Here is a 26,550-nt window from a genome sequence, read left to right on the forward strand (position 1 = left end):
CCTAGAGGGTCGGTTCGCCGACCCTCACCCCTCACTTTATCCTGTCCCGTTCCGGCGGGCGGTTCTTGAAAAGAGAACTTGAGCGCTGTTCTTGACCGCGCGGTGTCGCAAGTTCTCTTTTCAAGCCCCGATAATCAAACCGCAATTTCGCATACGAACCGGAGGAGGCCAGTATGGCTACCCAGCATTCCCGCTCAGCGGCCCGCCTGATGGTCATGCCCGCCATCATCGCCCTGTTTTTGTGGATGATCGTTCCACTGGTGATGACGCTCTATTTCTCGTTCACCGATTATCGCCCCTTGCGATTGACGTTCGAATGTTGCGTGGGCTTTGAAAACTATTCCCGCTTTATGGGGTCCACGGCCTTCTGGTCATCTGTCTGGACGACGCTCACAATGGTCGGCGGTATTCTGGCGATCACTGTGGTTGGTGGTGTGGCTTTGTCCTTGCTGTTGGATCGCGCGATGTGGGGGCAGGGCATTGTGCGCATCCTTGTGATTGCACCGTTCTTTGTCATGCCCACCGTGTCTGCTCTGGTGTGGAAAAACATGTTCATGAACCCCGTGAACGGCCTGTTTGCACACCTCTATAAATTCTTTGGCGCCGAGCCGGTCGACTGGTTGAGCCAGGCCCCGTTGGGGTCGATCATCTTTATCGTGTCGTGGCAGTGGCTTCCCTTTGCGACGCTGATCCTTTTGACGGCCATCCAGTCGCTCGACAGCGAGCAACTTGAAGCCTCCGAAATGGATGGCGCCCCCGCACATAAACGGTTCTGGTACATCATTCTGCCGCACCTGAGCCGCGCGATCACGGTTGTGATCCTGATCGAAACCATCTTCCTTCTGTCGATTTTCGCCGAGATCTTTGTGACCACCGGCGGTTCCTTCGGCACCCGCACACTCACGTACCTGATCTACCAGCGCGTTATCGAAAGCCAGAACATCGGTCTTGGCTCGGCTGGCGGTATCTTCGCCGTGATCCTCGCAAACATCATAGCGCTCTTCTTGATGCGCATCGTTGGCAAAAGCCTCGATAAGTAAGGAGCACGAGATATGGCACGCGCAGTTTCAAACCAAAAGAAAGCCTTTAACACCGCCATTGCGTGGGGTGTGGGCCTCCTGATTTTCTTCCCGATCTTCTGGATCGTTATCACGAGCTTCAAAACCGAAGCCGAGGCAATCGCTGATCCGCCCTCTTTCCTGTTCTTCAACTGGACGTTGGAAAACTACTCTGTGGTGCAAGAGCGCTCCGACTACGGTCGCTTTTTGTGGAACTCGGTGGTGCTGTCGGTCGGGTCGACCATCCTTGGCCTCATTATCGCGGTGCCTGCCGCATGGGCCATGGCGTTTGTTCCCGGAAAACACACCAAGGACGTGTTGCTGTGGATGCTCTCCACAAAGATGCTTCCCGCCGTGGGCGTGCTTTTTCCAATCGTGTTGGTTGCACGTACTCTCGGGATTTACGACAGCTACACGTTGCTCATCACGGTTCTGACGTTGATCAACCTGCCGATCATCATCTGGATGCTCTACACCTATTTCAAAGAGATCCCCGGTGAAATTCTGGAGGCTGCACGTATGGACGGGGCCTCGCTCAAAAGCGAAATCCTGTACATCCTGACGCCGATGGCCGTGCCCGGAATTGCGTCGACCATGTTGCTCAACATCATCCTTGCATGGAACGAGGCGTTTTGGACGCTCAACCTGACAACGATTAAAGCGGCCCCTCTGACGGCCTTCATCGCTAGCTATTCAAGCCCTGAGGGCCTGTTTTACGCCAAACTTTCCGCTGCCTCCACGATGGCGATCGCACCGATCCTCATCATGGGTTGGTTCAGCCAGAAACAACTTGTCCGGGGCCTGACCTTCGGCGCGGTTAAATAAGGAATACGACCATGGGACGCATTACACTTGATAAAGTTCGCAAGGCTTTCGGGGACGTCGAGGTTATTCCGCCGTTGGACCTGACCATCGAAGACGGCGAGTTCACCGTCTTTGTTGGCCCGTCGGGTTGCGGCAAGTCCACGCTGCTGCGCTTGATCGCGGGTCTTGAGGATGTCAGCTCCGGTCAAATCCGGATCGACGGACAAGATGCGACAGACTTGCCTCCGGCCAAACGCGGTCTGGCGATGGTGTTCCAAAGCTACGCCCTTTACCCACATATGTCCGTGCGCAAAAACATTGCCTTCCCCATGAAAATGGCGGGCATGGAGCAAGCCGAGCAGGACCGCCGCATCGACGCGGCTGCCAAGGCGCTCAACCTCACGGATTACCTTGATCGTCGCCCCGGGCAACTGTCGGGCGGTCAGCGTCAACGTGTTGCCATCGGTCGCGCCATTGTGCGGGAACCATCGGCGTTCCTGTTCGACGAACCCCTGTCCAACCTCGATGCGGCGTTGCGCGTTGGCATGCGTTTGGAAATCTCCGAGCTGCACAAACGCCTCGCCACCACGATGGTCTACGTGACCCACGATCAGGTCGAAGCCATGACAATGGCCGACAAAATCGTCGTGCTGCGCGCGGGTTATATCGAACAGGTCGGCACGCCTATGGAGCTGTATCGCACCCCGCGCAACGTCTTTGTTGCGGGCTTTATCGGGTCGCCAAAGATGAACCTCATCACCGGCGCAGAGGCCGAAAAGCACGGCGCGACAACCATCGGGACGCGGCCTGAACATATTGCCATCGATAGCGCAAAAGGCGAGTGGAAAGGTACGGTTGGTGTGTCCGAGCACCTCGGGTCCGACACGTTCTTTCACGTCACCGTCGAGGGGTTCGCTGAGCCATTGACCGTGCGCGCATCGGGCGAAGTGGCCTTTGCCTATGGCGATACCGTGTTCTTGACGCCTGATCCCGAACATTTGCACCTCTTTGGCGCAGATGGTTTGCGGATTGCTGACTAAACACCGCGTGCCGTCCTGGTGCGGCATGTTTGAAACGGGCGGGAGCCGATGCTCCGGACGATTGGAAATATGACGATGAACCTGTGTAATGCCACATTGAATGAGCTTCCCGACGCGATTGAGCGCCCGACCTATGACCGGACGGCGCTTACGGCGGGGATCGTCCATATCGGTCTTGGCAATTTCCACCGCGCCCACCAGTCGTGGTATTTGCACCGCCTGATGCAGCAGGGCCATGCCCATGACTGGGCCATCGTCGGCGCAGGCGTGCGGGCCTATGACGAGGTGATGCGCGAAAAGATGGCCGCACAGGACTATCTCACCACGCTGATCGAACTGGATCCGGCAAGCTCCTCTGCCGAAGTGGTCGGGTCCATGATCGATTACGTGCCTGTCGTGGAGGGCCACGGCCCGCTGATCGAACGCATGGCGCAACCCGATATCCGTATCGTTGCGCTGACCGTGACCGAAGGCGGGTATTTCATTGATCCCGCCACGCAAAGCTTTGATCAAAACCATCCCGACATTGTCCATGACGCCGCCAATCCCGCTGCGCCACGCACCGCGTTTGGCGCGATTGTTGCCGCGCTGAAACTGCGCCGCGACCGTGGTGTCGGGCCATTTACGGGCCAGTCGTGCGATAATCTTCAGGGCAACGGTGGCATTTTGCGCCAAACGGTCGTGACGCTTGCACGCATGTCCGATCCTGATCTGGCGGAGTGGATCGATGCCAATTGTACGTTCCCCAATTCGATGGTGGATTGCATCGTGCCGGCCACGGGGCCGCGCGAGCTTGAGTTTGCCCGTGACTTTGGTGTGGCTGACGCCGTTCCCGTCACGCACGAGAATTTCCGCCAATGGGTGATCGAGGATGATTTCTGCGCGGGTCGTCCCGATTGGGACAAGGCCGGTGCGACGTTTTCCGACCATGTGCATGATTACGAAGTAATGAAAATCCGCATTCTCAACGGTGGCCATCAGGTGATTTCGGTCGCGGGTGAAGTCCTTGGCGTCGAGACGATTTCCGGCTGTATGGAACACCCTGCGATTGCGGCGCTGTTCGATAAGGTCGAGCGTGAAGAGATTATGCCGAACGTGAAACCCGTCCCCGAATTTTCGCCCGAGGAGTATGTCAGACTGATCCATGACCGCTTTTCGAATGCCAAAATCGTGGACACCACACGCCGCGTGGCCTTTGACGGCTCATCGCGTCAGCCCGGGTTTATTATCCCCTCTGTACGTGAAAGTCTGGCGGCGGGCCGCTCCGTTGAGGGCTTGGCGCTCTGTTCGGCGATCTGGGCGCGGTATTGCCTTGGCACACGTGAAGATGGCACGACGGTAGAGCCCAATGATCCGTTTTGGGCCGATCTCACCGCCTTGGCGCAAAAGGCGCAGGACGATCCCAAAGCGTGGCTCTCCATGCGTCACATTTATGGTGATCTGGCGGATGATCCGCGCTTTGCCGATGTGTTCGAGGCATGGCTTTTGACGATCTACGCCGATGGGACCGAGGCCGCGATTGCCAAATATCTCGCGGCCTAAGCCGTCCGTACCAACCGCATGACCTGACCCAGCGCAAAGATGAGCGCCGCAGTGCAGACAATCGTCGGCCCTGTTGGCGTGTCGAGTGCAAATGCGGCCTCGATCCCCGCGATGACCGATGTGATCCCGATGCCCACCGCGATCAGCGCCATGCGCTCGGGCGAGTTGGCAAAGGGACGGGCCGCAGCGGCAGGGATCAACAGGATTGCGGCGATTAACAATGCGCCGACCACCTTGATCGCAACCGCCACGACCATCGCGAGGGCAAGCGACAAAATGAGTTGCTCGCGGCGCGGCGACAGGCCCGCCGAGGTCGCAAGGTCGGGGTTGAGTGTCGAGGTCAAAAGCCCCTGCCAACGCCACACCAACAGCGCCGACACCAAAGCCGCCCCGAGCCAGATCACCACGAGGTCGGCGCGGTCAACGGCGAGGATGTCGCCGAACAGGTAGGACATCAAATCCACCCGCACCCCGTCAATGAACGACACGGCGACAAGGCCGAAGGCCAGTGACGAATGGGCCATAACGCCGAGCATGGTGTCAATCGCCACCCCGCGCCCGTTGAGCGAGGACACCGCCAGTGCCATGATGAGCGCCACGGCCATCACGCCCCCAAAGACCGAGACGTTAAAGGCCAGTGCCAAAGCGACACCAAGGATCGCGGCATGCGCGGTGGCATCGCCAAAATACGCCATCCGCCGCCAAACGACAAAGCACCCCAAAGGCGCGGCGGCAAGTACAACGCCGATGCCCGCAAGCACGGCGCGGACCATGAAATCATCCAGAAAACTCATGGGGCGCTCCCGTGGTTGTGCGTGTGCTCGTGATCGCAAACATCGTCATCACAGGCATCGTGGGTGTGGCTGTGTTCGTGGCGATACAGTGCCAGAGCGCCATGGGTGCCTGTGCCGAACAGGGCGCGGTATTCGGGGGCCGAGGCCACGTGTTCGGGTTCGCCTTGGCAGCACACATGGCCGTTGAGACAGATCACCCGATCAGAGGCGGCCATCACCACATGCAACTCGTGGCTGACCATCAAAACGGCACAGCCAAAATCGCGGCGCACGCGGTCGATATGGTCATAGAAATCCGCCGACCCAGGCTGATCGAGGCCCTGGGTGGCCTCGTCAAGGATCAACAGGTCAGGTTTGGCCAGAAGGGCGCGGGCCAAAAGAACGCGCTGAAACTGACCGCCCGACAGATCGGTCATTTGACGATCGTGCAGGTGACCTGCGCCGGTTTCGGTGAGCGCCATGCCGGCGGCATCATCGGTCACGCGGCGGGGCAGGGATAAAAACCGCCGCACCGTCATTGGCAGGGTTGGATCAATGTGGAGCTTTTGCGGCACATAGCCGATTTTGAGCCCCGTTTTGCGCGTCACGCACCCTTTGGTCGGGGTGATCGCACCAATAATGACACGCAGCATGGTGGATTTTCCCGACCCGTTCGGGCCGACAATGGTGACGATTTCGCCCTTGTTCATTGTGAAGGACACATCGCTCAGGACATCACGCCCGCCTAGGGTGACGGCAACATGATCCAGTGCGACCAAGGTCATGTGCGTGGCTCTTTTTGGCAGTTGGGGCATAGGCCCTCGGCCTCCAACACCGCGCATTCGATGCTGAACCCTGTGGTTTCGGCGATCCGGCTCAACAGGCCGTGTTCGGGGTTGGTTTCGGCCTCCGCCACAGCGCCGCAGATGCGGCAGATGAGGAACGCAGGCGTGTGGCTGTCGCTCGGGTGGGCGCAGGCAACAAAGGCGTTGAGGCGCTCGATTTTATGGGCAAATCCGTTGGTGGTCAAAAAATCAAGCGCGCGGTAGGCCACCGGCGGCTGGGCGCCAAATCCGTCCTCGCGCAGGCGTTCCAACACGTCATAGGCCCCAAGCGCACGGTGGTCCTCTAACAGGATTTCCAAGGCCCGTCGCCGCACGGGCGTCAGTTTAAGTCCGCGTGTCTCGCACTGGCTGTCCACCTGTGCCACGGCATCCGTGACGCAGTGGCTATGATCGTGGCGTGCGAATCCGAGCGGCCCCATGATGATGTCCTTTTTAGGTTTCGGGGTATTGATATGTTATACCATTGCATATATCAAGTCTGCAAAGTGTAATATTATAACAGGATCTTCCGATGTCTTTTGTGCGCTCTACGGCCCTCGCCTTTCTCGTGTTTCCTCTGTCTGCTTTGGCCGATGCCCCGAATGTTGTGACGGATATTCCGCCTGTTCACGGCCTTGTCGCGCGGGTGATGCAGGGGGTGGGTGCGCCGGTCCTGTTGCTCGACAAGGGGGCATCGCCCCATGATTACGCGCTGCGTCCCTCGGATGCGGCGGCGCTACAGGGCGCGGATATCGTGATCTGGACGGGGGCGGGGCTTGCGCCGTGGGTCTCGCAAACGATTGACCGTGTGGCGCCGGATGCGGTGTCTTTGCCGCTGTCCGATTTGCCGCAGACGTTGCGCCTGCCGTTCCGCCAAAGTGCGACCTTTGAGGCCCATGACCATGACCACGAGATTGACCATGACCACGCGGATGAGCCCCACGACGAAAACCACCATGATGAGGTCGGCCACGCCGAAGACACTCACGGTGCTGACGACCACATAGAGGCTGTGCATGATGGTGCGGGTGACGATCCGCATATGTGGCTCGACCCCGAAAACGGGAAGCTTTGGCTCAACGCCATTGCGCAGGCCCTCTCGGACCTCGATCCGGAAAATGCCACCGCATACGTGGAAAATGCAGCGCAAGGACGGGCCGAGATCGACGCGACGACGGCGCGGATTGTCTCCGCGCTTGCCCCGCTTCGTGACCTGAACTTTATCGTGTTCCATGATGCCTACCACTATTTCGAGGCGCGGTTCGGGGTTGAGGCCGTTGGGGCTATTGCGATGAGTGATGCGACGACGCCAAGCCCGAAACGCATCGCCGAGGTCCGTGATGCGGTGGACGCTATGGGCGTGACCTGTGCGCTCTCCGAGCCGCAATTCAATGCAAAGCTCGTGGATACGGTTCTTGGCGATCACGTTGCCGCCCGCGCGGTGATCGACCCGCTCGGGGCGCATCTGGACACCGGGCCACAGTTCTACACGGCCCTTTTGGATCACATTGCGGCGGCGTTTGTGTCATGTCGATAAAATGGCACGCCAACGCCCCTTGTTTGAGGGAGAGTGCCGCTTTACATCCGTTGTATGAAACACTTGATCCCATTTTTAAAGTCCGGGCCGCGCGTCAACGTGGTGCGTCTTAACGGCGCCATCGTGACCAAGCGTGGCGGGTTGAACGATCAGGCGATTGCCCCCGCCATAGAGCGGGCCTTTCGCAAGGGCAAACCTGCGGCTGTTGCCTTGTCGATCAACTCTCCCGGGGGCTCGCCGGTCCAGTCCTCTTTGATCGCAGCGCGTATTCGTCGCTTGGCGGATGAAAAGGGCGTGCCTGTCTTTGCCTTTGTCGAGGACGTGGCCGCATCGGGTGGCTACTGGCTCGCCTGTGCTGCGGATAAAATCTATGTGGATCGCAGTTCGATTGTCGGCTCGATAGGCGTGATTTCGGCGGGCTTCGGCTTTGATCAACTGATTGCCAAACATGGGATCGAGCGGCGGGTCTACACGGCGGGTGGGTCAAAAAGCCAACTCGACCCGTTCAAACCCGAACGCGACGAGGATGTTGTGCGGCTTAAGGCGCTGCAAGAGGACATCCATGTCGCCTTTGTCGATCATGTGAAAACCTCCCGCGGGAGCCGGTTGTCACAAGAAGCCGAGCTGTTTGACGGCTCCTACTGGACCGGCAAAACCGGCGTTGATCTTGGCCTTGCCGATGGGCTCGGGCACCTCTTGCCATGTATGAAAGAGATGTTTGGTGCCAAAACACGGTTTGCGGTCTTTGGTCCGAAAAAGCCGCTCCTCGGGCGGTTCGGGGCGCAGATTTTAGACGGCGCCATGAGCACGGTCGAAGAGCGCGGTCTTTGGGCGCGTTACGGGCTCTAATATGATTTTCAAAATCATCTCGGTCTTTATGATCTTTATGGCGGTCTTGGCCCTGTTCGGGCGCTTTCGCTTTCCAGGCCAGACAAAACTCGCCTCAATGAAGTGCCTTAAATGCGGGCGCTACGTGATTGGCAAAGGCCCGTGCGCCTGCTCGAAAGGGAAACCGTAATGGACTTCTTGTATGCTGCTTTAGGGCTCGCGCTGTTGCTTTTGGCGGGTGATGCCTTGGTCCGGGGGGCGGTCAACCTGTCGCTGCGCCTTGGTGTGCCGGCCTTGATTGTGAGCCTGACTATTGTGGCGTTCGGTACGTCCGCGCCCGAACTCCTGATCTCGGTCTCCGCAATCCGTGAGGGCGTTCCGGGCTTGGCGCTTGGGAACGTGGTCGGGTCAAACACCGCCAACGTGTTGTTGGTCATGGGTATTCCCGCGCTCATCACGACACTGCATGTGGTCGATAATTCAACCCGGGCCAGTTACCTTCAGATGATTGCCGCAACGGCGCTGTTCACCGTATTGGCCTTTATCGGGCCGTTCGGGTGGGTGTCTGGCGCGATTTTGCTCACCGCTTTGGGATTGATGTTGGTCCATGCGGCCCGCGCGGCACAGTGTCACCGCGCCGAGGCGGCGAATACCGCCGCCTGTGCCATGGATGAAAGCGAACTGGAGGGGGCCGACCCACATATGGGGTGGCCCAAGGTTATCGGCTTTCTCGTCGTTGGTTTGGTCGGGTTGCCGATTGGGGCGGAATTGTTGGTCAACGCCGCGACCAATATCGCGAAATCGTTTGGTGTGTCGGATACAGTCATTGGCCTGACGCTCGTGGCGCTTGGCACATCCCTGCCCGAGCTTGCCACCACGGTCATGGCCGCGCTGCGCCGTCAGGCGGATGTGGCGTTTGGCAACGTTATTGGTTCGAACATGTTCAACCTGTTGGGCATTATCGGTATTGCGTCCTTTTTCGGGACGATCCCCGTTGTGCCCGAAATTATGGCATTCGACATCTGGGTGATGATTGCCTCGTCTGTTTTGCTTGGCCTTTTCGTGCTGCGCCGAAAAAGTATCACAAAGGCATGGGGTGTCGTCCTGACCGCCCTATATGTCCTCTATATCGCGATGGTACTCTGAGAGGGACGAGATGAAATCAGGACGGGCATTGGTTACGGGCGCGGGCAAACGGTTGGGCCGCGCGATGGCGCTCTATCTCGGTGAGCGTGGCTTTGATGTCGCCGTTCACTATGCGACCTCGGCCGACGAGGCGCATGAGGTCGTGGATAAGCTGCGCGCGATGGGGGTGGCCGCCGCCGCTGTCCACGCCGATCTGTTGAACGAGAGCGAAGCCGCAAGTTTGGTCGACCGTGCCGCTGCTGCCCTTGGCGGGCCATTGACGGTTCTGGTCAACAACGCCTCGATCTATGAGGCCGACAGCATCGAGACGGGGACGCGCACAAGTTGGGACCGCCACATCGAGAGCAATTTGCGTGCGCCTGTGGTGTTGACGCAAGCCTTTGCCGCGCAGGCCCCACAGGCGGGGCGTGATGTTCGTGGCGAGGCCGTGGCGCAAGCGCTCGTGATCAATATGCTCGATCAGCGCGTTCAAAAGCTGACCCCGAAATTCATGAGTTATACGATTGCCAAAATGGGGCTTTGGGCCTTTACGCAAACCGCAGCGCAGGCCCTCGCGCCGCGCATTCGCGTCAATGCCATCGGGCCGGGACCAACGTTGCAAGGGGCGCACCAAGAGCGTGATATGTTCGAGGCACAGCGGTCCGCAACCATTTTGGAACGTGGGTCGAACCTTGAGGATATCACTGCGGCACTCGGGTATTTTCTCGATGCGGATGGGGTCACGGGACAGCTCTTGTGCGTAGATGGCGGGCAGCATCTGGCATGGAACACGCCGGACATCCTGACCGATTGAGAGGGCTGTCAGGCGAAGCGTTAATGAAGTTGTGCACCGAGCCCGTTCGCGGCGAGTCAATGTAAATAAAATGTAAATATTTTCAACGACTTGCTTGGCGCTATTAAAAATATCCTTTGTAAACAAAGAGATATTGTAGTGCCTATTTTTTAGGCAAAACCCAGAAATCGCCCTATAACAACGGAAAAATCGCGATCACGAAAACTTATCATCAGAGTTATCCACAGATTCCGTGGATGAGTTTCCTCTTGCAGCAAGTGCGCTAAGGTTGCAGCCACAGGCGAGAATCAGGCAAAGGTCGACATGGTCGAAGAGACAGGCGAAAAACGCGAAAAAAACGTTCCCCGCGGTCACAAGGTGATCGACGGTTATCTGCGTATGCTCGACGGATCGCCGGGGGTGTACCGGATGCTCGACCCCGAACACAAAGTGCTCTACGTTGGCAAAGCCAAGAACCTCAAGAACCGAGTGTCCAACTATGCGCGTCCACATGGGCACAGCCCGCGGATCGCGCGTATGATCTCGGAGACATCGCAAATGATGTTCCTGACAACGCGCACAGAGACCGAAGCGCTGTTGTTGGAACAGAACCTGATCAAGCAACTCAAGCCGCGCTACAACGTGTTGCTGCGGGATGATAAATCCTTCCCGAACATCCTTGTGACCAAGGACCATGATTTTCCACAGATCATAAAGCATCGCGGCGCGAAGAAACGCAAAGGGGCCTACTACGGGCCATTCGCCTCCGCGGGCAATGTGAACAGCACGCTCAACCAGTTGCAGCGGGTCTTTTTGCTGCGCAACTGTTCGAACAGTGATTACGAGGGGCGCACGCGTCCGTGTTTGCAGTACCAGATCAAACGGTGCATGGCGCCCTGTGTGGGCAAGATTTCCAAGGAGGATTACGGGCAACTGGTGGCCGATGCCGAGCGGTTTTTGCAAGGTAAGGATACAGGCCTACAGGCGCGATTGGCTCAGGAGATGGGGGATGCCGCCGAGGCGATGGAGTTTGAAAAAGCTGCGGCTCTGCGCGACCGTATCCGTGCGATGACCAACGTCCAAACCGCTCAGGGGATCAATCCGCGCACGGTTTCGGAGGGGGACATCATCGGCCTTCATATGGAGGGCGGACAGGCCTGTGTTCAGGTGTTCTTTATCCGTGCCAACCAAAACTGGGGCAATCAGGATTTCTACCCGCGTGTCGGGGCGGATGTGTCCGAGGCCGAAGTCATGGGGGCCTTTATCGGTCAGTTCTATGATCAAAAAGAACCGCCACGCCAGTTGATCCTTAGTCACGATGTTGACGACAAGGATCTGCTTGAGGAGGCGCTGTCGCAAAAGGCCGAGCGCAAGGTCGAGGTGCTTGTCCCCCAGCGGGGTGAAAAGTTCGAATTGGTGGCGGGGGCGGTGCGCAATGCGCGCGAAAGTCTCGGGCGCAAAATGTCCGAAAGTGCGGCGCAGACCAAACTGCTCAAGGGCGTGGCGGAGGCCTTTGGATTGCCGGAAATGCCGACACGGATCGAAGCCTATGACAACTCGCACATCCAAGGCGCCCATGCCGTCGGCGCGATGATCGTGGCGGGGCCCGAGGGCTTTATGAAATCCCAATATCGCAAATTCGATATCAAGGGGGACGGGATCACGGCGGGCGATGATTTCGGCATGATGAAAGAGGTCATGACCCGCCGGTTCAAGCGTCTGTTGAAAGAAGACCCCGAGCGCAAGGGCGACACATGGCCGAGCCTGTTGTTGATCGACGGCGGCGCGGGTCAGGTCTCCGCCGTGCAAGAGATCATGACGGAGTTGGGTGTGGCCGACATCCCGATGGTGGGCGTCGCCAAGGGGGTGGACCGCGATCACGGGAAAGAAGAGTTCTACCGCACAGGCAAACGCCCCTTTGCGCTGCAACGCAATGATCCTGTGCTGTATTTTATTCAACGCATCCGCGATGAGGTCCACCGCTTTGCCATTGGTACCCACCGCGCAAAACGGTCCAAAGCCATCGGGGCCACGCCTCTTGATGATGTGCCGGGCGTGGGGGCGGCCCGCAAACGGGCGTTGCTTGCGCATTTCGGATCGGCCAAGGCCGTGGGACTTGCCAACCTCGCGGACCTCAAGGCGGTCGACGGTATTTCGGAAACGGTCGCACAGACGCTCTACGACTTCTTCCATGAGGGCGGATAAGGTTGTAAGGACATTGGCATGATATGGAACATCCCTAATATACTCACCGTGTTTCGGTTGCTGTGCGCGCCTGCCATTGCAATCGTCTTTCTTGTGTTGCCGCATCCCTATTCCGATTGGGCGGCCATAGTGTTGTTTGTGGGCGCCTCGTTCACCGACTATGTGGACGGTTATATCGCACGGGCATGGAAGCAAACTTCGCGCTTCGGGGCGATGCTTGATCCGATTGCTGACAAGGCGATGGTGATGACGGCGATTGCGGTTTTGACCATGAACTTCGGGGCGTCGTTCTGGATCGTGTTTCCGGCGGCGTTCATCATTTTGCGCGAGACATTCGTGTCGGGTTTGCGCGAATTTTTGGGCACCACGGCAGGGTTGTTGAAGGTCACGAAACTGGCCAAATGGAAAACCGCGTCGCAAATGGTATCCATTGCGGTTCTGCTCTCGTATGGCCTGTTCTCGCACTACGTTGGCATGGGGACATTCGGCATGGATGGCGTGACCGTCGACGGTATTCTGGCGGGCGATATCGAGGACGTAAACGGTCTTGCGTGGAAATACTCCGGTATGGTTTGGAGCTACACAGGTGGCATCCTGTTGTTCTGGATCGCGGCACTTTTGACCGTCATCACGGGGGCCGATTACCTGCGCAAGGCCATGCCGTTTTTGCGGGAGGCAAGCGATGATTGATGTGGTGTATTTCGCATGGGTGCGCGAGCGCATTGGCGTGCCGCGCGAACAGGTCGAGACACAGGCCAAAACGGTGGCCGGTCTCATTGATGAGCTAAAGGCCCGAGAAGACAGATATGCCTTTGCATTCGAGGACTTAAGCGCACTGCGCGTGGCGGTTGATCAGGAATTGGTCGACTTTGACGCGCCCCTGAACGGTGTGCGCGAAGTGGCGTTTTTCCCGCCTATGACAGGTGGCTGAGATGCGCGTTTCGGTACAGGCGGAAGACTTCGATCTGGCCCGCGTTCTGGACGGCTTTGGCCGTGCGCCGAACACGGGTGCGAGCGTGAGTTTCACGGGTCTTGTGCGCGACGACACCGGCGACCTTCAGTCTATGGAAATCGAACACTATCCCGGCATGTGCGAGGCGGCGATTGACGCGATTGCCCGCGAGGCCGTGGCGCGGTGGTCGCTCTCCGATTGTCTGGTCATCCACCGTTATGGAAAGCTCGTGGTGGGCGACCAGATCATGATGGTGGCCACGGCGGCGCGTCACCGTGTAGAGGCGTTCGAGGCGGCGCAATATTTGATGGACTACCTCAAATCACGTGCGCCGTTCTGGAAGAAAGAAGTGACCAAATCGGGGGCCGATTGGGTCGCGGCCAAGGACGTGGACGAGGACGCGTTGAAGCGTTGGTGAGGCCTCGAAACACGCGATCGGATATGTGTCGGCTCTGCGTCGGACATCTGTCGGACCCTGCGAGCGTTGCGTTCATAGATAGCCCAAAGCATAGGACATGAAAAAGGCGCCCCGGGAGGCGCCTTTTGTTTTGGGATGTGACCCGGATCACCCAAGCGTCGGCATGGTGAATTCGGCGTCGGTGCGTTGACCCGTGGGCCACCGTTGGGTGGTGGTTTTGATGCGGGTGTAGAACCGCACACCTTCCATGCCGTGCATGTGGTGGTCGCCAAAGATCGACGCTTTCCAACCGCCAAACGAGTGGAAGGCCATCGGCACGGGAATTGGCACGTTGATGCCAACCATGCCCACTTCGATATCCTGGGCAAAGGCGCGGGCGGTGTCGCCGTCACGGGTAAAGATCGCGGTGCCGTTGGCGTATTCGCACTGGTCGATCAGGGCGACAGCATCGTCATAGGAGTTGCGGCGCACGACGGAGAGAACCGGTCCGAAAATCTCTTCTTTCCAGATTTTCATATCGGTGGTCACATTGTCGATCAGGGTGCCGCCGACGAAGTACCCGTTCTCGTAGCCTTGTTTGTCCTGTTTGAACGTGCGGCCATCGACGACGATTTTGGCCCCGTCCTGTTCGCCGCTGTCGATGTAGCCGAGGATTTTCTCTTGGGCCTGTTTGGTGACAACGGGACCCATTTCGGCGCCTTTCATCGTGGAGGGACCGATTTTGAGGGCTTCGATCTGTGGCACGAGTTTCTCGATCAGGGCATCGGCCACGGCGTCCGTTACGGGGACGGCCACGGAGATCGCCATGCAGCGTTCACCGGCAGAGCCGAAGGCCGCGCCCATCAACGCACTTGCCGCCATGTCGAGGTCGGCATCGGGCATGATGATCATGTGGTTTTTCGCCCCGCCCAGAGCCTGAACCCGTTTGCCGTTGGCGGTGCCTGTCTCATAGATGTATTTCGCGATGGGGGTGGAGCCGACAAAGGACACGGCTTTTACATCGGGGTTATGGAGCAAGGCATCGACGGCCTCTTTGTCGCCTTGGACCACGTTGAACACGCCATCGGGCAGACCCGCTTCCTTGAGCCAGTCGGCCATCAGGAGCGAGGCGGAGGGATCGCGCTCGGACGGTTTGAGAACGAATGTGTTACCCGTGACCAGTGCAATGGGGAACATCCACATGGGCACCATTGCGGGGAAGTTGAACGGGGTGATGCCCGCCACAACGCCAAGGGCCTGACGGATGTTGAAACTGTCGACGCCGGTGCCGACGTTTTCGGAAAACTCGCCTTTGAGGAAATGCGGTGCGCCAACGGCGAATTCGACCACTTCGAGGCCGCGGGTCACTTCGCCCAAGGCGTCATCGTGGGTTTTGCCGTGCTCGACGGAAATGGCGCGTGCGAGGTCTTCGGCGCGCTCCCACAGGATGTTTTTGAATTTGTCGAGGATACGCGCACGGCGCAGGGGTGGGGTTTTCGACCACTCGGGCCATGCCGCTTTGGCGGCGGCGACAACGGCGTTCACCTCGTCCGTGGTGGCCAGTGCGACGGTTTTGTCGCTCTCGCCCGTGGCGGGGTTAAAGACGGGTTGGCTGCGGCCTGATGTGCTGGCCACGTGGGCGTTGTTGATGAAATGTGCAATCTCGGTCATGGGAAACTCCTGCGGTGGGTCATCAGCGGGTCATCGCGCGACTGACGCGGTTGACGTGATTCAGATAGGGATTGCCGTCACCGTATACGGTTTGCTTTTTGCAACAAACTAATCAATTTTGTGGATTAGGTATGCGTTATTGCATATCAGGGTGCGACTGTGGCGGGGGAAGGTCAGGCGATGAATTGGGATGATGGAAAACTGTTTCTGGCGGTGGCGCGTGAGGGGACGATGCTTTCGGCGGCGCGAAAGCTCGGGTTGAATCAGGCCACGCTCAGCCGGCGGTTGGCGGCGTTGGAGACGGAGTTGCAGGCCACGCTTTTGGTGCGCGGTCCATCGGGGTGTGCGTTGACCGAGGATGGCGAGGCGCTTGTCACCAGACTGGAGCGGGCAGAGAGTGCGATGCTTGAGGGTCAGGCGCTGTTCAACTCGACCGATACGCGGCCCAGTGGGGTGGTGCGCATCGGTGCGCCGGACGGGTTCGGGGTCTCGTATCTGACGCCGCGCCTTGCGCCGTTGTTGGACCGGTATCCCGATTTGCGGATCGAGCTTGTCGCCATTCCGCGCAGTTTTTCGCTGTCCCAACGCGAGGCGGATCTGGCCATCATGGTCGGGCGGCCTGAAAAGGGCCGGCTGATTGCGCGCAAGCTGACGTCCTATTCTCTCGGGCTTTATGCCTCGAAAGGCTACCTTGACCGGCACGGGCGGCCACCGGCGGCGGCGCCGTTTACGGGGCATCGGGTGATTGGCTATGTCGAGGATCTGTTGTTTTCACCCTCGCTTGATTACGCCTCCGACTATTTCGGGGGGACGCGGGCGCAGCTCGGGATTTCATCGGCGGTGGCGCAAATGGAAGCGGTTAAGGCGGGGGCGGGGATCGGGGTGTTGCACGATTACCTTGCGGCGGATCACCCCGATTTGGTGCGCCTGTCCTCGTCGGTGAAAACCCGCCGTGAATACTGGCTTGCCTACCACGAAACCCAAAAAGAGTTGCGCCGTCTCAAGGTCGTGTCGGACTATATCACCGGACTTGTGAGTGCCGACAAAGGGTGGGTTATCGACTGATCTGCCGCGCACCGTTGCTTTATTGTGGCGCGTTCAGGCGTTCGATATAGCCACGCAGCTCTTCGGCCTCGTGGCGGGCTTCGCGTAGCCCGTCCATTGCGGCGCGCAGTTCGGCCTCGGTCTGGTTGAGCTGATTGGTTGTTTCCTGTTCCCGCTGTTGGAAATAGGTGATCGCCTGATCGCGCTGTTCCTCGGCTTCGTGAACCTGTTGTGCCATTTGGTCCAGATCGGACATCTCGCCCTGTCCAACGCGGACAAACCGGTGAACGAGCCAATGGGCGAACCATCCCAGAAGGAAGGCCAGAAAAAGCACGACCGCCGTGGCGAAAATCAATTCAGTTCTGTTCATTCTCGGTCTCGTCCCCGTTGGTTTCTTCTGGCGCGGTCTCGGTCTCGGTCTCGGTCTCGGTCTCTGGCGCGGTTCCGGTCCGGGCGTCCGGATCGCCGTCCGGTGTGGCATCCGCAGTGGTGTCGATGAGTTTGAACGCGATGCGGCGGTTGGCTTCGCGGCCCTCTTCGGTCTCGTTGTCGGCAATCGGCTCTGCCTCGCCATAGCCTTTGGCGGTGAAATCAACGCTGACAACGCGGCGTGAGATCAAGGCGTTCAGGACCGAATTTGCACGTGCCTGACTCAGTTGCAGGTTCATGTCCTCGCCACCCTGACTGTCGCTATGTGCGCCGATTTCGATCTCCATGCCTTCGCATTTCTCGAACGACTTTGCGAGGCGGTCAAGCGTATCCGTGGACGAGTCGTCGACTTCGGTTGATCCGGGAGCAAAGACAATTTTGCTTGCGGAGATGATGTCGTTGGCGCGGCTCACGCATTCATCGGCCGTGGGCAGGTCCAGAACGGGGTCGAGTTGGCGGACATAATCCACCTCGATGTCAAAGGTCTGGCCGCTGCCAAGTTTTTCGGCCAACAGGCGTGTGATCGTTGATTTGGCGGCCGGATCGCCGGTGCGCCCGCGCACACGGACCGACCCCGGTTGCATCGTGACGGAGCCGTTATCGAGTGTTGCGAGGGCCTCGATCGCGGCGAGGGCGCGCACGGACCACCCTTTGGGCAGGCCCTCCACCTGACGCAATGCGGAATAGATCGTGTTGGACCCGAACGCGGATTTTGCATAGGCCTCAACGGCGATCTGGCTGCGCTCGTCGCCGATGCGGCCCCGCAGTTGCACCTGACCCTCGGGAGAGCGCAGCGCGACAAACTGCGCGGTGTCCGTCGCGGTGTCGTTTTCGGGCTCCGGCAAGGTGGTGTAGAGCGTGAATGTGGCGGGCAGGGCAGCTTCGAGCTCGCCGGCGACCGTGTCGAACAGCGCGGCGTTTGTCGTGGGGGTTCCGACCAAGGTGACTTCGCTATCCGAAAAGGTGATGGATCCGGCGCCGAGTGCCTGAATGGATCGCATCCCCGTTTCAACGGCACGCGCCCATTCGGCGGTGGGGGATCCGAGCCCGATTTCACAGGTCGGTTCGGCAATGCCCGCGGCGCGTGCAGCGGCCAGAATGCGGGTTTGGCCCTGTACGGTTTCGGCGGAACAGGCATCGAATTGCGGACCGGACTCGTCGATCAAAAACCGTGCCGTAAAGGGGGTGATGATCGGGCGCGGTGCGGAGATTTTTATGTCCACCGGCAGGCCTTTGGGCATTTTATCGGTCAGGGTGCGTTCGAACCGGCGTTTTTGATCTTCGCTGTCGGCCAGACCGGTGACGGTGATCTGATCGGCCGCCAGAGAGATTTTCGAGCGCGGCAGCAGTTTGATCGCGTCGAGACCGAAATCCATCGCGGTGTCCCATGCCTCTGGCACGGTATAGTCCGCTTGCTCCAACAGGTCCGCAATCGAGCCTGTGGAGCCTGCCGATTTCAGGTCCTCGATGAAGGTGTCGCGCGACCATGTGCTTGGCACCAGTCCGATGAGCGAAATGCCGTCGTCATTGCGCAGGATTTCGATCGAAAACCGCGGTGCTACAATTTTTTCCTGCGTTTCGATGTCCATGACGTTGATCACCCGCGCGGGGTCGACCACGTGACCTGCGGCGCGTTGGGCCGCCAGTTGTTTGGTCTCGTTGGGGGCGGTGCCTGTGAGCACAACCTGAAGCCCGTCGGATTGGACCTCGACCCATTCGTAGCCTTCGAGTTTCAGCTTTCGGGCCACTGCGTGTTCGGACACCGTTTCAATCGCGCGCGCGCTCAGGTTCGCGCCAAGGAGTGCGAGGAGGGCGGCGCAAACGAATGCAACGAGTGTCGGAACAAAAGAAGGCAGGTGCATGGAACGGGTCGATGTCCAGAATTAATCTATAAGTCTCCATGTCTTTAGGGGGTTAAGCCGCCCCCTGCAATCACAGGAAAATCGATGCGGCGAAAAACAGCGCAGCGATAAGGCCCGCATCCCTGTTGGAGCGAAACAGTTTGAGGCAGGTGTCGGGATTGTCGATGTCGAGTCGCGACATTTGCCACACCATGTGCCACCCCATGCCCCACGGCGCCCCGATGGCGATCACGGTGGCAAAGAGGGAGCGGTCGGACAGGGCCTCGATCACGCCACCGGCCATGAGCAAAACGGTGACGATAAAGAAGCGTTTGAGCCATTGCGCGGTGTTGTCGCCGAACAGGCGGGCGGTGGATTTGACGCCGATCAGGGCGTCGTCTTCTTTGTCCTGATGGGCATAGATGGTGTCGTAGAACAGTGTCCATGCAATGCCCGCGAGGTAGAGAAAGACGGGGGCCATGGTCAGTTTGCCCGCAACGGCGGCATAGGCCAGAAGGGCGCCCCAGTTGAACGCGAGGCCGAGGAACACCTGTGGCCACCATGTGAACCGTTTGGCAAAGGGGTAGATCGCCACGGGCAAAAGCGAGGCGATGCCGAGCAGGATTGCGAGTTTGCCAAAGGTCAGCAGGATGAAAAGCGACAACAGGCATTGCAGCCCCATCCAGAGCAGCGCCTGTTTGACGGTGATCTGGCCGGAGGGAATCGGGCGGCTTTTGGTGCGGGCGACGCTTGCGTCGATGTGGCGGTCGGTGATGTCGTTCCATGTGCATCCCGCGCCGCGCATCAAGAACGCGCCAAGGGCCGAGGCGCACAGAATCCACGCTGTGCGCAGGGTGATTTCCCCCGCCGAGGATGCTGCCAGAAGGGCGCCCCACCATGTGGGGATCAGCAACAGCCATGTGCCGACAGGGCGGTCCGCGCGGCTCAACCGCAGGTAGGGTCGGGTCCATGCGGGGGCCAGTGTGTCGACCCAGTTGCCTTTGACGGCGTCAAAAACCTGTCCGTCTGTCTCTGGCGTTGTGCGCTCGTCGGTCATATGTAGGTCTCATGGATAAAGCAAAAATACGCCTCTATGTAGATCAGCCCTTGTCCGAAGGGCAAACCGTTCCTCTGACAAAGGAGCAATCCCATTATCTTTTCGGGGTGATGCGTCAGGACAACGGGGCCTTTGTGGCCTTGTTTAATGGCGTGGACGGTGAATTTGTGGCCGAAGTGACCAAGGCGAATAAAAAGAATGGCGAATTGGTGTGTCGTGGCAAAACGCGTGACTTGCTGATGCCGCCCGACCTGTGGCTGATGTTTGCGCCGATCAAAAAGGCCCGTACGGATTTCATTGTCGAGAAGGCCGCCGAGATGGGCGCACGGCGTATTGTGCCTGTGAACACCGAATTTACCAACGCGGAGCGTATCCGTCAGGACCGGTTGCAGGCCCATGCCCTTGAGGCCGCCGAGCAATGTGGCGGTACCTATGTGCCGCAGGTGACGGAGCTGCAAAAGCTCGACCGTTTGTTGGCGGATTGGGACGAGACGCGGCAGATCATGTTTTGCGACGAAAGCCTTGTCGGTGCGGCGCAGGTCCTGGGCGCTGTGGCGGGCGACAAATGGGCCATTCTGATCGGACCCGAGGGCGGGTTTTCCGAGGCCGAGCGTGCGCGCCTTCAGGCGTTGCCCTATGCCCATGCGATCTCGCTTGGCCCGCGCATATTGCGCGCGGATACGGCCGCCGTTGCGGCGTTGACCCTGTGGCAGCAACAGTTGGGGGATTGGTCCTGATGCGTCCCGAAGTCCGTGCCTTGATGTGGCGGTGGCGCGAAGTGATCGTGGCGCTTGTCGTGGTTGCCGTGATGGCGTGGTGGGCTGCGTCCTCGTTCGGTGTGGTGCGTTGGGTGGCGATGGCCGTCACGGCAATTGCCGTGGTGTTCGCTTTTGCCGCCGTGCAACGCGCCCGTTTCGGACGTCTTGAGGGCGGGGTCGGCGCGGTGGAGTATGACGAGGGCGTCGTGAGCTACCTCACCCCCATGACGGGCGGCCAGATCGAGATCGCGGCGATGACATCGGTGATGTTGTTGCCTGCGCTGCGCGGTCCCGCCCATTGGCAGCTTGACGCGCCGGGTCAGGCGCCGTTGCTGATCCCGCTTGATGCCTTTGGCGCGGAAAAACTGTTTGACGTTTTCGTGACCCTGGACGGGATCGAAACGGAGAAAATGCTACGCCAGATCAAGGCAGCCCCGCAAACGCCGGTGGTGATCTGGCGTAAACGCACAGTCGCGCTGCATTGACTTCCCGCGTGGCTTGACCCACTTGTTAGCGCACAGACGGAACCCTATATCACCGCATAAACACACATACCGGAGACCTCCATATGTCCATTCCCCAGTCCGGCGGCGGCATGATCGAAAGCTATGATGATCTTGTCACCTTCTTTGAAAAGGGCTGTAAGCCGAAAGACGCATGGAAAATCGGAACCGAGCACGAGAAGTTCGGCTATTGCAAGGACACGCTCAAACCGCTGCCCTATGCCGGTGAGCGCTCGATCAAGGCGATTCTGGAATCCCTTCAGGACCGTTTCGGGTGGAACCCTATTTTCGAGGGCGAACACCTGATCGGGCTCGAGTTGAACGGGGCGAATATCTCGCTTGAACCCGGTGGCCAGTTGGAGCTGTCGGGGGCGCCGCTCGATACCATCCACCAGACCTGTGACGAGGTGAACGAACACCTGCGCGAAGTGCAAAGCGTCTCCGACGAGATCGGCGCACGGTTCATCGGTCTGGGCATGGCGCCGCACTGGACCCATGACGATATGCCGTTGATGCCCAAGGGGCGTTACAAATTGATGGACGCCTATATGGATCGCGTCGGCACCACAGGCACACAGATGATGCGCCGCACCTGTACGGTTCAGGTGAACCTTGATTTCGGGTCCGAGGCCGACATGGTGCAAAAGTTCCGCGCGGCCCTCGCGTTGCAGCCCGTGGCCACGGCGCTGTTTGCCAACTCGCCCTTTAAAGAGGGCAAACTCAACGGCCATAAATCGTGGCGCTCCTACATCTGGCGGCACCTTGATCCCGCGCGCACGGGCATGTTGCCGTTCGTGTTCGAGGATGGCATGGGGTTTGAACGCTATGTCGAATACGCGCTCGATGTGCCGATGTATTTTGTCTACCGCGATGGCAAGTATATCAACGCGTTGGGCCAGTCGTTCCGCGATTTTCTCAAGGGAAAGTTGCCCGCGTTGCCCGGTGAAAAGCCGACGCTGTCCGATTGGGCCGATCACCTGACGACGATTTTCCCCGAGGCACGGATCAAGCAATACATGGAAATGCGCGGGGCCGATGGTGGTCCGTGGCGGCGTTTGTGTGCGCTACCGGCGTTCTGGGTCGGCATGATGTACGACCAGAATGCGCTCGATGCCGCGACGGATCTGTTCAAGGACTGGACGCCCGAGTTCCGCGAGGAGCTGCGCGTTGCGGCCTCGGTCGACGGGCTTCAGGCCGAGGTGGGCGGTGTGAAGATGATCGACCTTGCACGCGAATGTGTGACGATTTCCGAGGCGGGTCTGGTGGCGCGTGGCCGTGAGGGCGCGGGTGGTTTGGTCCCCAATGAGACGCATTTCCTCAACGCGGTCAAAGACAGTCTTGAGACGGGCAAAGCGCCCGCCGACGAGTTGATCGAGCGGTTCGAGGATGATTGGAACGGCGATGTGACCCGCGTGTTCGGCGAGTTCAGCTACTAGGGCGGATCACCGCAGGCATCAGGTGGCTTTGTCGCCCTTTTTCCCGATCTTTGTCTCGGTGCCTGCGCGCAGACGGGCGATGTTTTCGCGGTGCTTGAAAAAGATCAGGCCGGTGAGGACCAGAACCAAAATCGCGCCGTGCAGGTGGTAGAGCCATGCGGTGTAGATCGGCGCGAGCAGGGCGGCGACAAGGGCCGAGAGGCTCGAATACCGCGTCGCAAAGGCCACGGCGAGCCATGTCGCACAGGTCAACAGACCCACGGGGAATGACAGGGCCAGAAGCGTGCCGAGGAAGGTTGCAACGCCTTTGCCGCCTTTGAATCGCAAGAACACGGGATACAGGTGGCCGATCATCGCGAACAGGCCCGCCGCCCCTGCGGCCTCTTCGCCGATGGTGGCGCGGGCCAGTAAAACCGCCGCGGCCCCTTTGCCGCTGTCGCCCAGGAGGGTCAGGATTGCGGCGGGTTTGTTGCCCGTGCGCAAAACGTTGGTGGCGCCGATGTTGCCCGACCCGATGGCGCGTAGATCGCCAAGGCCGAACAGGCGCGCCATGACGATGCCGAACGGGATGGAGCCAAGCAGGTAGGCGGCGAGTGCGGTCAGTAGCATGGTCATCAATCAGCCCTCATACACGCGGAAACCCGCGACCCATGTGCCGCGCACTTTGCCCTGTAGGCGTGCGCCGTCGAAAGGTGTGTTTTTGGATTTGGATTTGAGTTTGAAGCGGTCCAGAACAAAGGGCGCATCGGGGTCGAACAGGATCATGTCGGCGGGGGCGTCATCGGACAGGCGGCCAGAGGGCAGGCCGAGGCGCTTGGCGGGGTTGAGCGACATGGCCCGCATGAGTTGCGGCAGGGTGATCTGGCCCGCATGGACAAGGCGCAGGGCGGCGGGCAGCAGCGTTTCCATCGCCACGGCGCCCGATGCGGCCTCCTCAAAGGGCAGGCGCTTGCTCTCTTCGTCCTGAGGGGTGTGCATGGAGCAGATCACGTCGATCAGGCCGCGTTCGACCGCGTCGATTATCGCGAGGCGGTCGTCTTCGGAGCGCAGCGGCGGTTTGACTTTGAAGAAGGTGCGATAATCGCCCACGTCCAACTCGTTGAGCGTCAGGTGGTGGATCGACACGCCGGCGGTGACGTCAAGGCCGTTGGCCTTTGCGCGCTCGAGCGCGGGCAGGGCGCGGGCGGTGGTGATCTGGTCGAAATGGTAGGCGGCGCCGGTCATTTCGATCAGGGCGATGTCGCGGTCCAACCCCATGCGCTCGGCCATCGGCGACACGGAGGGCAATCCGCGCAGGGCCGCGAATTTGCCGGATGTGGCGGCGGCGCCGTTGGACAGGCACGGATCCTGAGGGTGGCCGATCACCAGAGCGCCGCAGGATTTGGCGTAGGTCAGGGCGCGTTGCAACACTTTGGCGTTTTCCACCACGTGGTCGCAGTCGGTAAAGGCCACGGCACCGGCGTCTTTCATAAACCCGATTTCTACCATCTCGCGGCCCGCGCGGTCTTTGGTCAGGGCGGACATGTGTTTGACGTTGACGATGGCGTCGGTCGCGGCGCGGCGCTGCACGAATTCCAACACTTCGGGCGTGTCGATGGCGTTGATGGTGTCGGGGCGGGTGATCATTGTGGTCACGCCCCCTGCGGCGGCGGCGCGTCCGGCGGAGGCAAAGCTTTCCTTGTGGCGCTCGCCCGGCTCGGAGACTTTGACGCCCAGATCGACGATACCGGGGGCGAGGCATTTGCCGCCGCAATCAATGCTCTCGCCGCGGGGCGGGGTGCCTGTGCCGCGTTCGGCGATGCGGTCGCCCTCGACACGCAACCACCCGGGGGTGTCGGTGAGGGCCTCGGGGTCGATCAGTCGGGCATTGGTGAAAATGGTCATGCGATGCCTCTTTGGATGTCGCGGATCAGCGCGAAAACCGCGCGTGCGTCAGGAATGGTGTCGAATTGCGGCGTGGTCAGTGTTTGATTGCCCGTGATACTCACGGCCTCGGCGCGAAAGCGGATCGTGCCGGGATCGTCGCCGTCAAAGTCGATGCCCGTGTGCGGGGTGATCTCGATGGCGTTGAGCGACGGACCGGCCAAGGGAATGCGCATGGCAAAGAATGCACGCGAATTGGACAGCGAGAACCACGTGTTGCGCCGCGCGTACATGCCGAGCCATTTCGGGCCAAAGCCAACGATGAGGCCAACGGCCATGTGGATCAGGCCAAAGGGCCAGAAGCCGCCGGTTTTATAGGCCGAGATCATCCAGAGCACCGCGGCGAGGCAAAATCCCAGTCCGGCCACCATCGTGACAAGTTCATGTTTGGACATGGGGTGTGTTGGCACGGGTTGCCCCTGCCACAGGATGCGCTCGCCGGAACGCAGGATGCCGTCCCATCCGTCCGTCATCCCGAAATCCACACGAACAGCGTGACGAACAGCGCGAGGAAGATCAGGACAAAGGTCGCCACCATGCCGCCAATCCGTGCGTCGGATTTGACGGGTTTGCCTTGGGGCAGGAGGCCCTCGGCACTGGTGGAGGTTAGTTTCTCGTGGGTGGGCAAGTCCACGGGCAAAGCGTACCGGCCAATGAACGAGAGTGGTGCTTTGGGGGCAAAGCGCGTCTGGCCGCCTTTGAGGGCTTGGGAAAAGACCAAGGCGACACCGCCGCGCAGGGCGTCGAGTTTGGCGGCGTCCTCGCCGATGTCCATGCCGTTGGCCTCGGACAGGTAGCGCGAAAATCCGAAGTCTTGGATGGTGTCGAGATCAAACAGCTCGACGAAATCCTGATCGGGATAGGGCGACAGGCCAAGCGCGTCGCCAAGCGGCCAGTGCACGTTGTCGTCGTCTGTGTGGTCCTCATGGCCGAAGGCACGCAGGTCGTTCTCGGGCAGGTCAACGGCAAAGACCCAAACGTAACGGCGATCAGAGTCGGGGACTGTGAGCGGATTTGTGAGGGGATCGGTCATGCCATCACGCCCTGATCCGCCGCCTCGCGGTCGGCTTTGAGGTTGCGGGCAAGCAAGTCCATCGCGGCCATGCGCACAGCCACGCCCATTTCGACCTGTTCCTGGATCACCGAGCGGTTGATGTCGTCGGCAATGGTTCCGTCGATCTCGACGCCGCGGTTCATCGGGCCGGGGTGCATGACGATGGCGTCGGGTTTGGCATGGGCCAGTTTTGCCGCGTCCAGACCGTAGCGGTGGAAGTATTCACGCTCGGACGGGATGAACCCGCCGTCCATGCGTTCCTTTTGCAGGCGGAGCATCATCACGACATCGACGTCCTTGAGGCCCTCTTCCATGTTGTCATAAATCTCGCAGCCGAATTCGCTGAACTGGGCGGGGACCAAGGTGGGCGGCCCGACGAGGCGCACGCGGTTTTCCATTTTTCCCAACAGGATCAGGTTGGAGCGGGCCACGCGCGAATGGGTGACATCGCCGCAAATGGCAATGCTCAACCGGTGCAGGCGGCCTTTGGCGCGGCGAATGGTGAGTGCGTCCAGTAACGCCTGTGTCGGGTGTTCGTGTTTGCCGTCGCCTGCGTTGAGCACGGCGCAGTTCACCTTTTGCGCCAACAGGTCCACGGCCCCCGAATGCGGGTGGCGCACCACCAACAGGTCGGGGTGCATGGCGTTGAGCGTGAGCGCGGTGTCGATCAGGGTTTCGCCCTTTTTGATCGAGGAGGCCTGCATCGCCATGTTCATCACATCCGCACCAAGGCGTTTGCCCGCAAGCTCGAACGAGGCCTGTGTGCGCGTCGAGTTCTCGAAGAACATGTTGATCTGGGTGAGACCCTTGAGCGCGTCGGAATGTTTGTGCGTCTGGCGGTTGAGATCGACATAGCTGTCGGCCACATCAAGCACCGTTTTGATCTCTTCGGGATGGAGCGGTTCGATCCCAAGCAGGTGTTTCTGTCGGAATGCCATATGTGCCTCCCTAAAGCG

28 protein-coding genes are annotated in these 26,550 nt (G+C 59.8%); 16 read left to right on the forward strand and 12 right to left on the reverse strand.

What is annotated here, in order from left to right; genetic code table 11:
• Positions 1 to 173: 173 nt before the first annotated feature.
• The 4 genes from ACN0Q0_RS13095 to ACN0Q0_RS13110 are packed head-to-tail and all read left to right on the forward strand — an operon-like array spanning position 174 to position 4,444.
• Positions 174 to 1,040, forward strand: a complete 867-nt coding sequence (locus tag ACN0Q0_RS13095; protein ID WP_417243850.1) for a carbohydrate ABC transporter permease — start codon at positions 174 to 176, stop codon at positions 1,038 to 1,040.
• Positions 1,041 to 1,052: 12 nt separating this feature from the next.
• Positions 1,053 to 1,883, forward strand: coding sequence for a carbohydrate ABC transporter permease (locus ACN0Q0_RS13100; protein WP_417243851.1), 831 nt, complete (start codon positions 1,053 to 1,055; stop codon positions 1,881 to 1,883).
• A gap of 11 nt (positions 1,884 to 1,894) precedes the next feature.
• The gene (locus ACN0Q0_RS13105; protein WP_417243852.1) at positions 1,895 to 2,902 is read left to right on the forward strand and encodes an ABC transporter ATP-binding protein; all 1,008 of its coding nucleotides are present in this window, start codon (positions 1,895 to 1,897) and stop codon (positions 2,900 to 2,902) included.
• 48 nt (positions 2,903 to 2,950) lie between these two features.
• On the forward strand, positions 2,951 to 4,444 hold the full coding sequence (locus tag ACN0Q0_RS13110; protein WP_417243853.1) for a mannitol dehydrogenase family protein: 1,494 nt from the start codon (positions 2,951 to 2,953) through the stop codon (positions 4,442 to 4,444).
• Here the strand turns inward: ACN0Q0_RS13110 and ACN0Q0_RS13115 are convergent.
• Genes ACN0Q0_RS13115 through ACN0Q0_RS13125 form a run of 3 tightly spaced genes read right to left on the reverse strand, consistent with a single transcriptional unit; the run spans position 4,441 to position 6,481 of the window.
• Positions 4,441 to 5,238: a metal ABC transporter permease gene (locus ACN0Q0_RS13115; RefSeq protein ID WP_417243854.1), complete on the reverse strand. Its 798-nt coding sequence runs from the start codon at positions 5,236 to 5,238 to the stop codon at positions 4,441 to 4,443. The two genes, ACN0Q0_RS13110 and ACN0Q0_RS13115, sit on opposite strands and share 4 nt — an antisense overlap.
• Positions 5,235 to 6,002, reverse strand: coding sequence for a zinc ABC transporter ATP-binding protein ZnuC (gene znuC, locus ACN0Q0_RS13120; protein ID WP_417243855.1), 768 nt, complete (start codon positions 6,000 to 6,002; stop codon positions 5,235 to 5,237). Before znuC ends, ACN0Q0_RS13115 begins: the two co-directional genes overlap by 4 nt.
• A complete protein-coding gene (locus ACN0Q0_RS13125) occupies positions 5,999 to 6,481 on the reverse strand; it encodes a transcriptional repressor (protein ID WP_417243856.1) in 483 nt (160 codons plus the stop codon). Before ACN0Q0_RS13125 ends, znuC begins: the two co-directional genes overlap by 4 nt.
• A 92-nt stretch (positions 6,482 to 6,573) precedes the next feature.
• Between ACN0Q0_RS13125 and ACN0Q0_RS13130 the strand changes: the two genes are divergently transcribed.
• The 8 genes from ACN0Q0_RS13130 (at position 6,574) to ACN0Q0_RS13165 (ending at position 13,899) form a co-directional block, all read left to right on the forward strand.
• Positions 6,574 to 7,578 carry a zinc ABC transporter substrate-binding protein gene (locus ACN0Q0_RS13130; RefSeq protein WP_417243857.1) on the forward strand — a complete coding sequence of 335 codons (1,005 nt, stop codon included), beginning with the start codon at positions 6,574 to 6,576 and terminating at the stop codon, positions 7,576 to 7,578.
• A 54-nt stretch (positions 7,579 to 7,632) separates the two neighbouring features.
• Positions 7,633 to 8,427 carry a S49 family peptidase gene (locus tag ACN0Q0_RS13135; RefSeq protein WP_417243858.1) on the forward strand — a complete coding sequence of 265 codons (795 nt, stop codon included), beginning with the start codon at positions 7,633 to 7,635 and terminating at the stop codon, positions 8,425 to 8,427.
• A gap of 168 nt (positions 8,428 to 8,595) precedes the next feature.
• Positions 8,596 to 9,552: a calcium/sodium antiporter gene (locus ACN0Q0_RS13140; protein WP_417243859.1), complete on the forward strand. Its 957-nt coding sequence runs from the start codon at positions 8,596 to 8,598 to the stop codon at positions 9,550 to 9,552.
• Between the two features lie 10 nt (positions 9,553 to 9,562).
• Complete coding sequence (locus tag ACN0Q0_RS13145) at positions 9,563 to 10,345, forward strand: SDR family oxidoreductase (protein ID WP_417243860.1); 783 nt, start codon at positions 9,563 to 9,565, stop codon at positions 10,343 to 10,345.
• A 303-nt stretch (positions 10,346 to 10,648) separates the two neighbouring features.
• Entirely contained in the window at positions 10,649 to 12,529 is a 1,881-nt protein-coding gene (gene uvrC / locus ACN0Q0_RS13150) for an excinuclease ABC subunit UvrC (protein WP_417243861.1), read from the forward strand.
• Positions 12,530 to 12,547: 18 nt separating this feature from the next.
• Complete coding sequence (gene pgsA / locus ACN0Q0_RS13155; RefSeq protein ID WP_417243862.1) at positions 12,548 to 13,219, forward strand: CDP-diacylglycerol--glycerol-3-phosphate 3-phosphatidyltransferase; 672 nt, start codon at positions 12,548 to 12,550, stop codon at positions 13,217 to 13,219.
• Positions 13,215 to 13,460 carry a molybdopterin converting factor subunit 1 gene (moaD, locus tag ACN0Q0_RS13160; RefSeq protein ID WP_417244013.1) on the forward strand — a complete coding sequence of 82 codons (246 nt, stop codon included), beginning with the start codon at positions 13,215 to 13,217 and terminating at the stop codon, positions 13,458 to 13,460. Before pgsA ends, moaD begins: the two co-directional genes overlap by 5 nt.
• A 1-nt stretch (position 13,461) precedes the next feature.
• Positions 13,462 to 13,899, forward strand: coding sequence for a molybdenum cofactor biosynthesis protein MoaE (locus ACN0Q0_RS13165; protein WP_417243863.1), 438 nt, complete (start codon positions 13,462 to 13,464; stop codon positions 13,897 to 13,899).
• A gap of 147 nt (positions 13,900 to 14,046) precedes the next feature.
• Here the strand turns inward: ACN0Q0_RS13165 and ACN0Q0_RS13170 are convergent, their stop codons facing one another.
• The gene (locus ACN0Q0_RS13170; protein WP_417243864.1) at positions 14,047 to 15,549 is read right to left on the reverse strand and encodes a CoA-acylating methylmalonate-semialdehyde dehydrogenase; all 1,503 of its coding nucleotides are present in this window, start codon (positions 15,547 to 15,549) and stop codon (positions 14,047 to 14,049) included.
• Positions 15,550 to 15,729: 180 nt separating this feature from the next.
• Between ACN0Q0_RS13170 and ACN0Q0_RS13175 the strand changes: the two genes are divergently transcribed.
• Complete coding sequence (locus ACN0Q0_RS13175; protein ID WP_417243865.1) at positions 15,730 to 16,614, forward strand: LysR family transcriptional regulator; 885 nt, start codon at positions 15,730 to 15,732, stop codon at positions 16,612 to 16,614.
• A gap of 19 nt (positions 16,615 to 16,633) precedes the next feature.
• Here ACN0Q0_RS13175 and ACN0Q0_RS13180 read toward each other — a convergent pair whose 3' ends face one another.
• The 3 genes from ACN0Q0_RS13180 to ubiA form a co-directional block, all read right to left on the reverse strand.
• A complete protein-coding gene (locus tag ACN0Q0_RS13180; protein ID WP_417243866.1) occupies positions 16,634 to 16,963 on the reverse strand; it encodes a hypothetical protein in 330 nt (109 codons plus the stop codon).
• Positions 16,950 to 18,884 carry an OmpA family protein gene (locus tag ACN0Q0_RS13185; protein WP_417243867.1) on the reverse strand — a complete coding sequence of 645 codons (1,935 nt, stop codon included), beginning with the start codon at positions 18,882 to 18,884 and terminating at the stop codon, positions 16,950 to 16,952. The genes ACN0Q0_RS13180 and ACN0Q0_RS13185 overlap by 14 nt, the downstream gene beginning before the upstream one ends.
• Positions 18,885 to 18,954: 70 nt before the next feature.
• Positions 18,955 to 19,920 (reverse strand): 4-hydroxybenzoate octaprenyltransferase, encoded by a 966-nt coding sequence (gene ubiA / locus ACN0Q0_RS13190; RefSeq protein ID WP_417243868.1) that lies wholly within the window; start codon positions 19,918 to 19,920, stop codon positions 18,955 to 18,957.
• An 11-nt stretch (positions 19,921 to 19,931) separates the two neighbouring features.
• Here ubiA and ACN0Q0_RS13195 point away from each other — a divergent pair, with 11 nt between their 5' ends.
• From ACN0Q0_RS13195 to ACN0Q0_RS13205, 3 genes are all read left to right on the forward strand, one after another.
• Complete coding sequence (locus ACN0Q0_RS13195; protein ID WP_417243869.1) at positions 19,932 to 20,657, forward strand: 16S rRNA (uracil(1498)-N(3))-methyltransferase; 726 nt, start codon at positions 19,932 to 19,934, stop codon at positions 20,655 to 20,657.
• Positions 20,657 to 21,163, forward strand: coding sequence for a hypothetical protein (locus ACN0Q0_RS13200; RefSeq protein ID WP_417243870.1), 507 nt, complete (start codon positions 20,657 to 20,659; stop codon positions 21,161 to 21,163). Before ACN0Q0_RS13195 ends, ACN0Q0_RS13200 begins: the two co-directional genes overlap by 1 nt.
• 83 nt (positions 21,164 to 21,246) lie before the next feature.
• Positions 21,247 to 22,617, forward strand: coding sequence for a glutamate--cysteine ligase (locus tag ACN0Q0_RS13205; RefSeq protein WP_417243871.1), 1,371 nt, complete (start codon positions 21,247 to 21,249; stop codon positions 22,615 to 22,617).
• Positions 22,618 to 22,635: 18 nt separating this feature from the next.
• Here ACN0Q0_RS13205 and plsY read toward each other — a convergent pair whose 3' ends face one another.
• The 5 genes from plsY to ACN0Q0_RS13230 are packed head-to-tail and all read right to left on the reverse strand — an operon-like array spanning position 22,636 to position 26,532.
• Positions 22,636 to 23,232 carry a glycerol-3-phosphate 1-O-acyltransferase PlsY gene (plsY, locus tag ACN0Q0_RS13210; protein WP_417243872.1) on the reverse strand — a complete coding sequence of 199 codons (597 nt, stop codon included), beginning with the start codon at positions 23,230 to 23,232 and terminating at the stop codon, positions 22,636 to 22,638.
• Positions 23,233 to 23,235: 3 nt separating this feature from the next.
• Positions 23,236 to 24,501 carry a dihydroorotase gene (pyrC, locus tag ACN0Q0_RS13215; protein ID WP_417243873.1) on the reverse strand — a complete coding sequence of 422 codons (1,266 nt, stop codon included), beginning with the start codon at positions 24,499 to 24,501 and terminating at the stop codon, positions 23,236 to 23,238.
• Positions 24,498 to 25,013: an aspartate carbamoyltransferase catalytic subunit gene (locus ACN0Q0_RS13220; RefSeq protein ID WP_417243874.1), complete on the reverse strand. Its 516-nt coding sequence runs from the start codon at positions 25,011 to 25,013 to the stop codon at positions 24,498 to 24,500. Before ACN0Q0_RS13220 ends, pyrC begins: the two co-directional genes overlap by 4 nt.
• Positions 25,010 to 25,573 carry a hypothetical protein gene (locus ACN0Q0_RS13225; RefSeq protein WP_417243875.1) on the reverse strand — a complete coding sequence of 188 codons (564 nt, stop codon included), beginning with the start codon at positions 25,571 to 25,573 and terminating at the stop codon, positions 25,010 to 25,012. The genes ACN0Q0_RS13220 and ACN0Q0_RS13225 overlap by 4 nt, the downstream gene beginning before the upstream one ends.
• A complete protein-coding gene (locus tag ACN0Q0_RS13230) occupies positions 25,570 to 26,532 on the reverse strand; it encodes an aspartate carbamoyltransferase catalytic subunit (RefSeq protein ID WP_417243876.1) in 963 nt (320 codons plus the stop codon). Before ACN0Q0_RS13230 ends, ACN0Q0_RS13225 begins: the two co-directional genes overlap by 4 nt.
• Positions 26,533 to 26,550 lie beyond the last annotated feature (18 nt).

The sequence above is a fragment of the Celeribacter sp. genome (assembly GCF_048259695.1).
GTDB lineage: Bacteria > Pseudomonadota > Alphaproteobacteria > Rhodobacterales > Rhodobacteraceae > Celeribacter.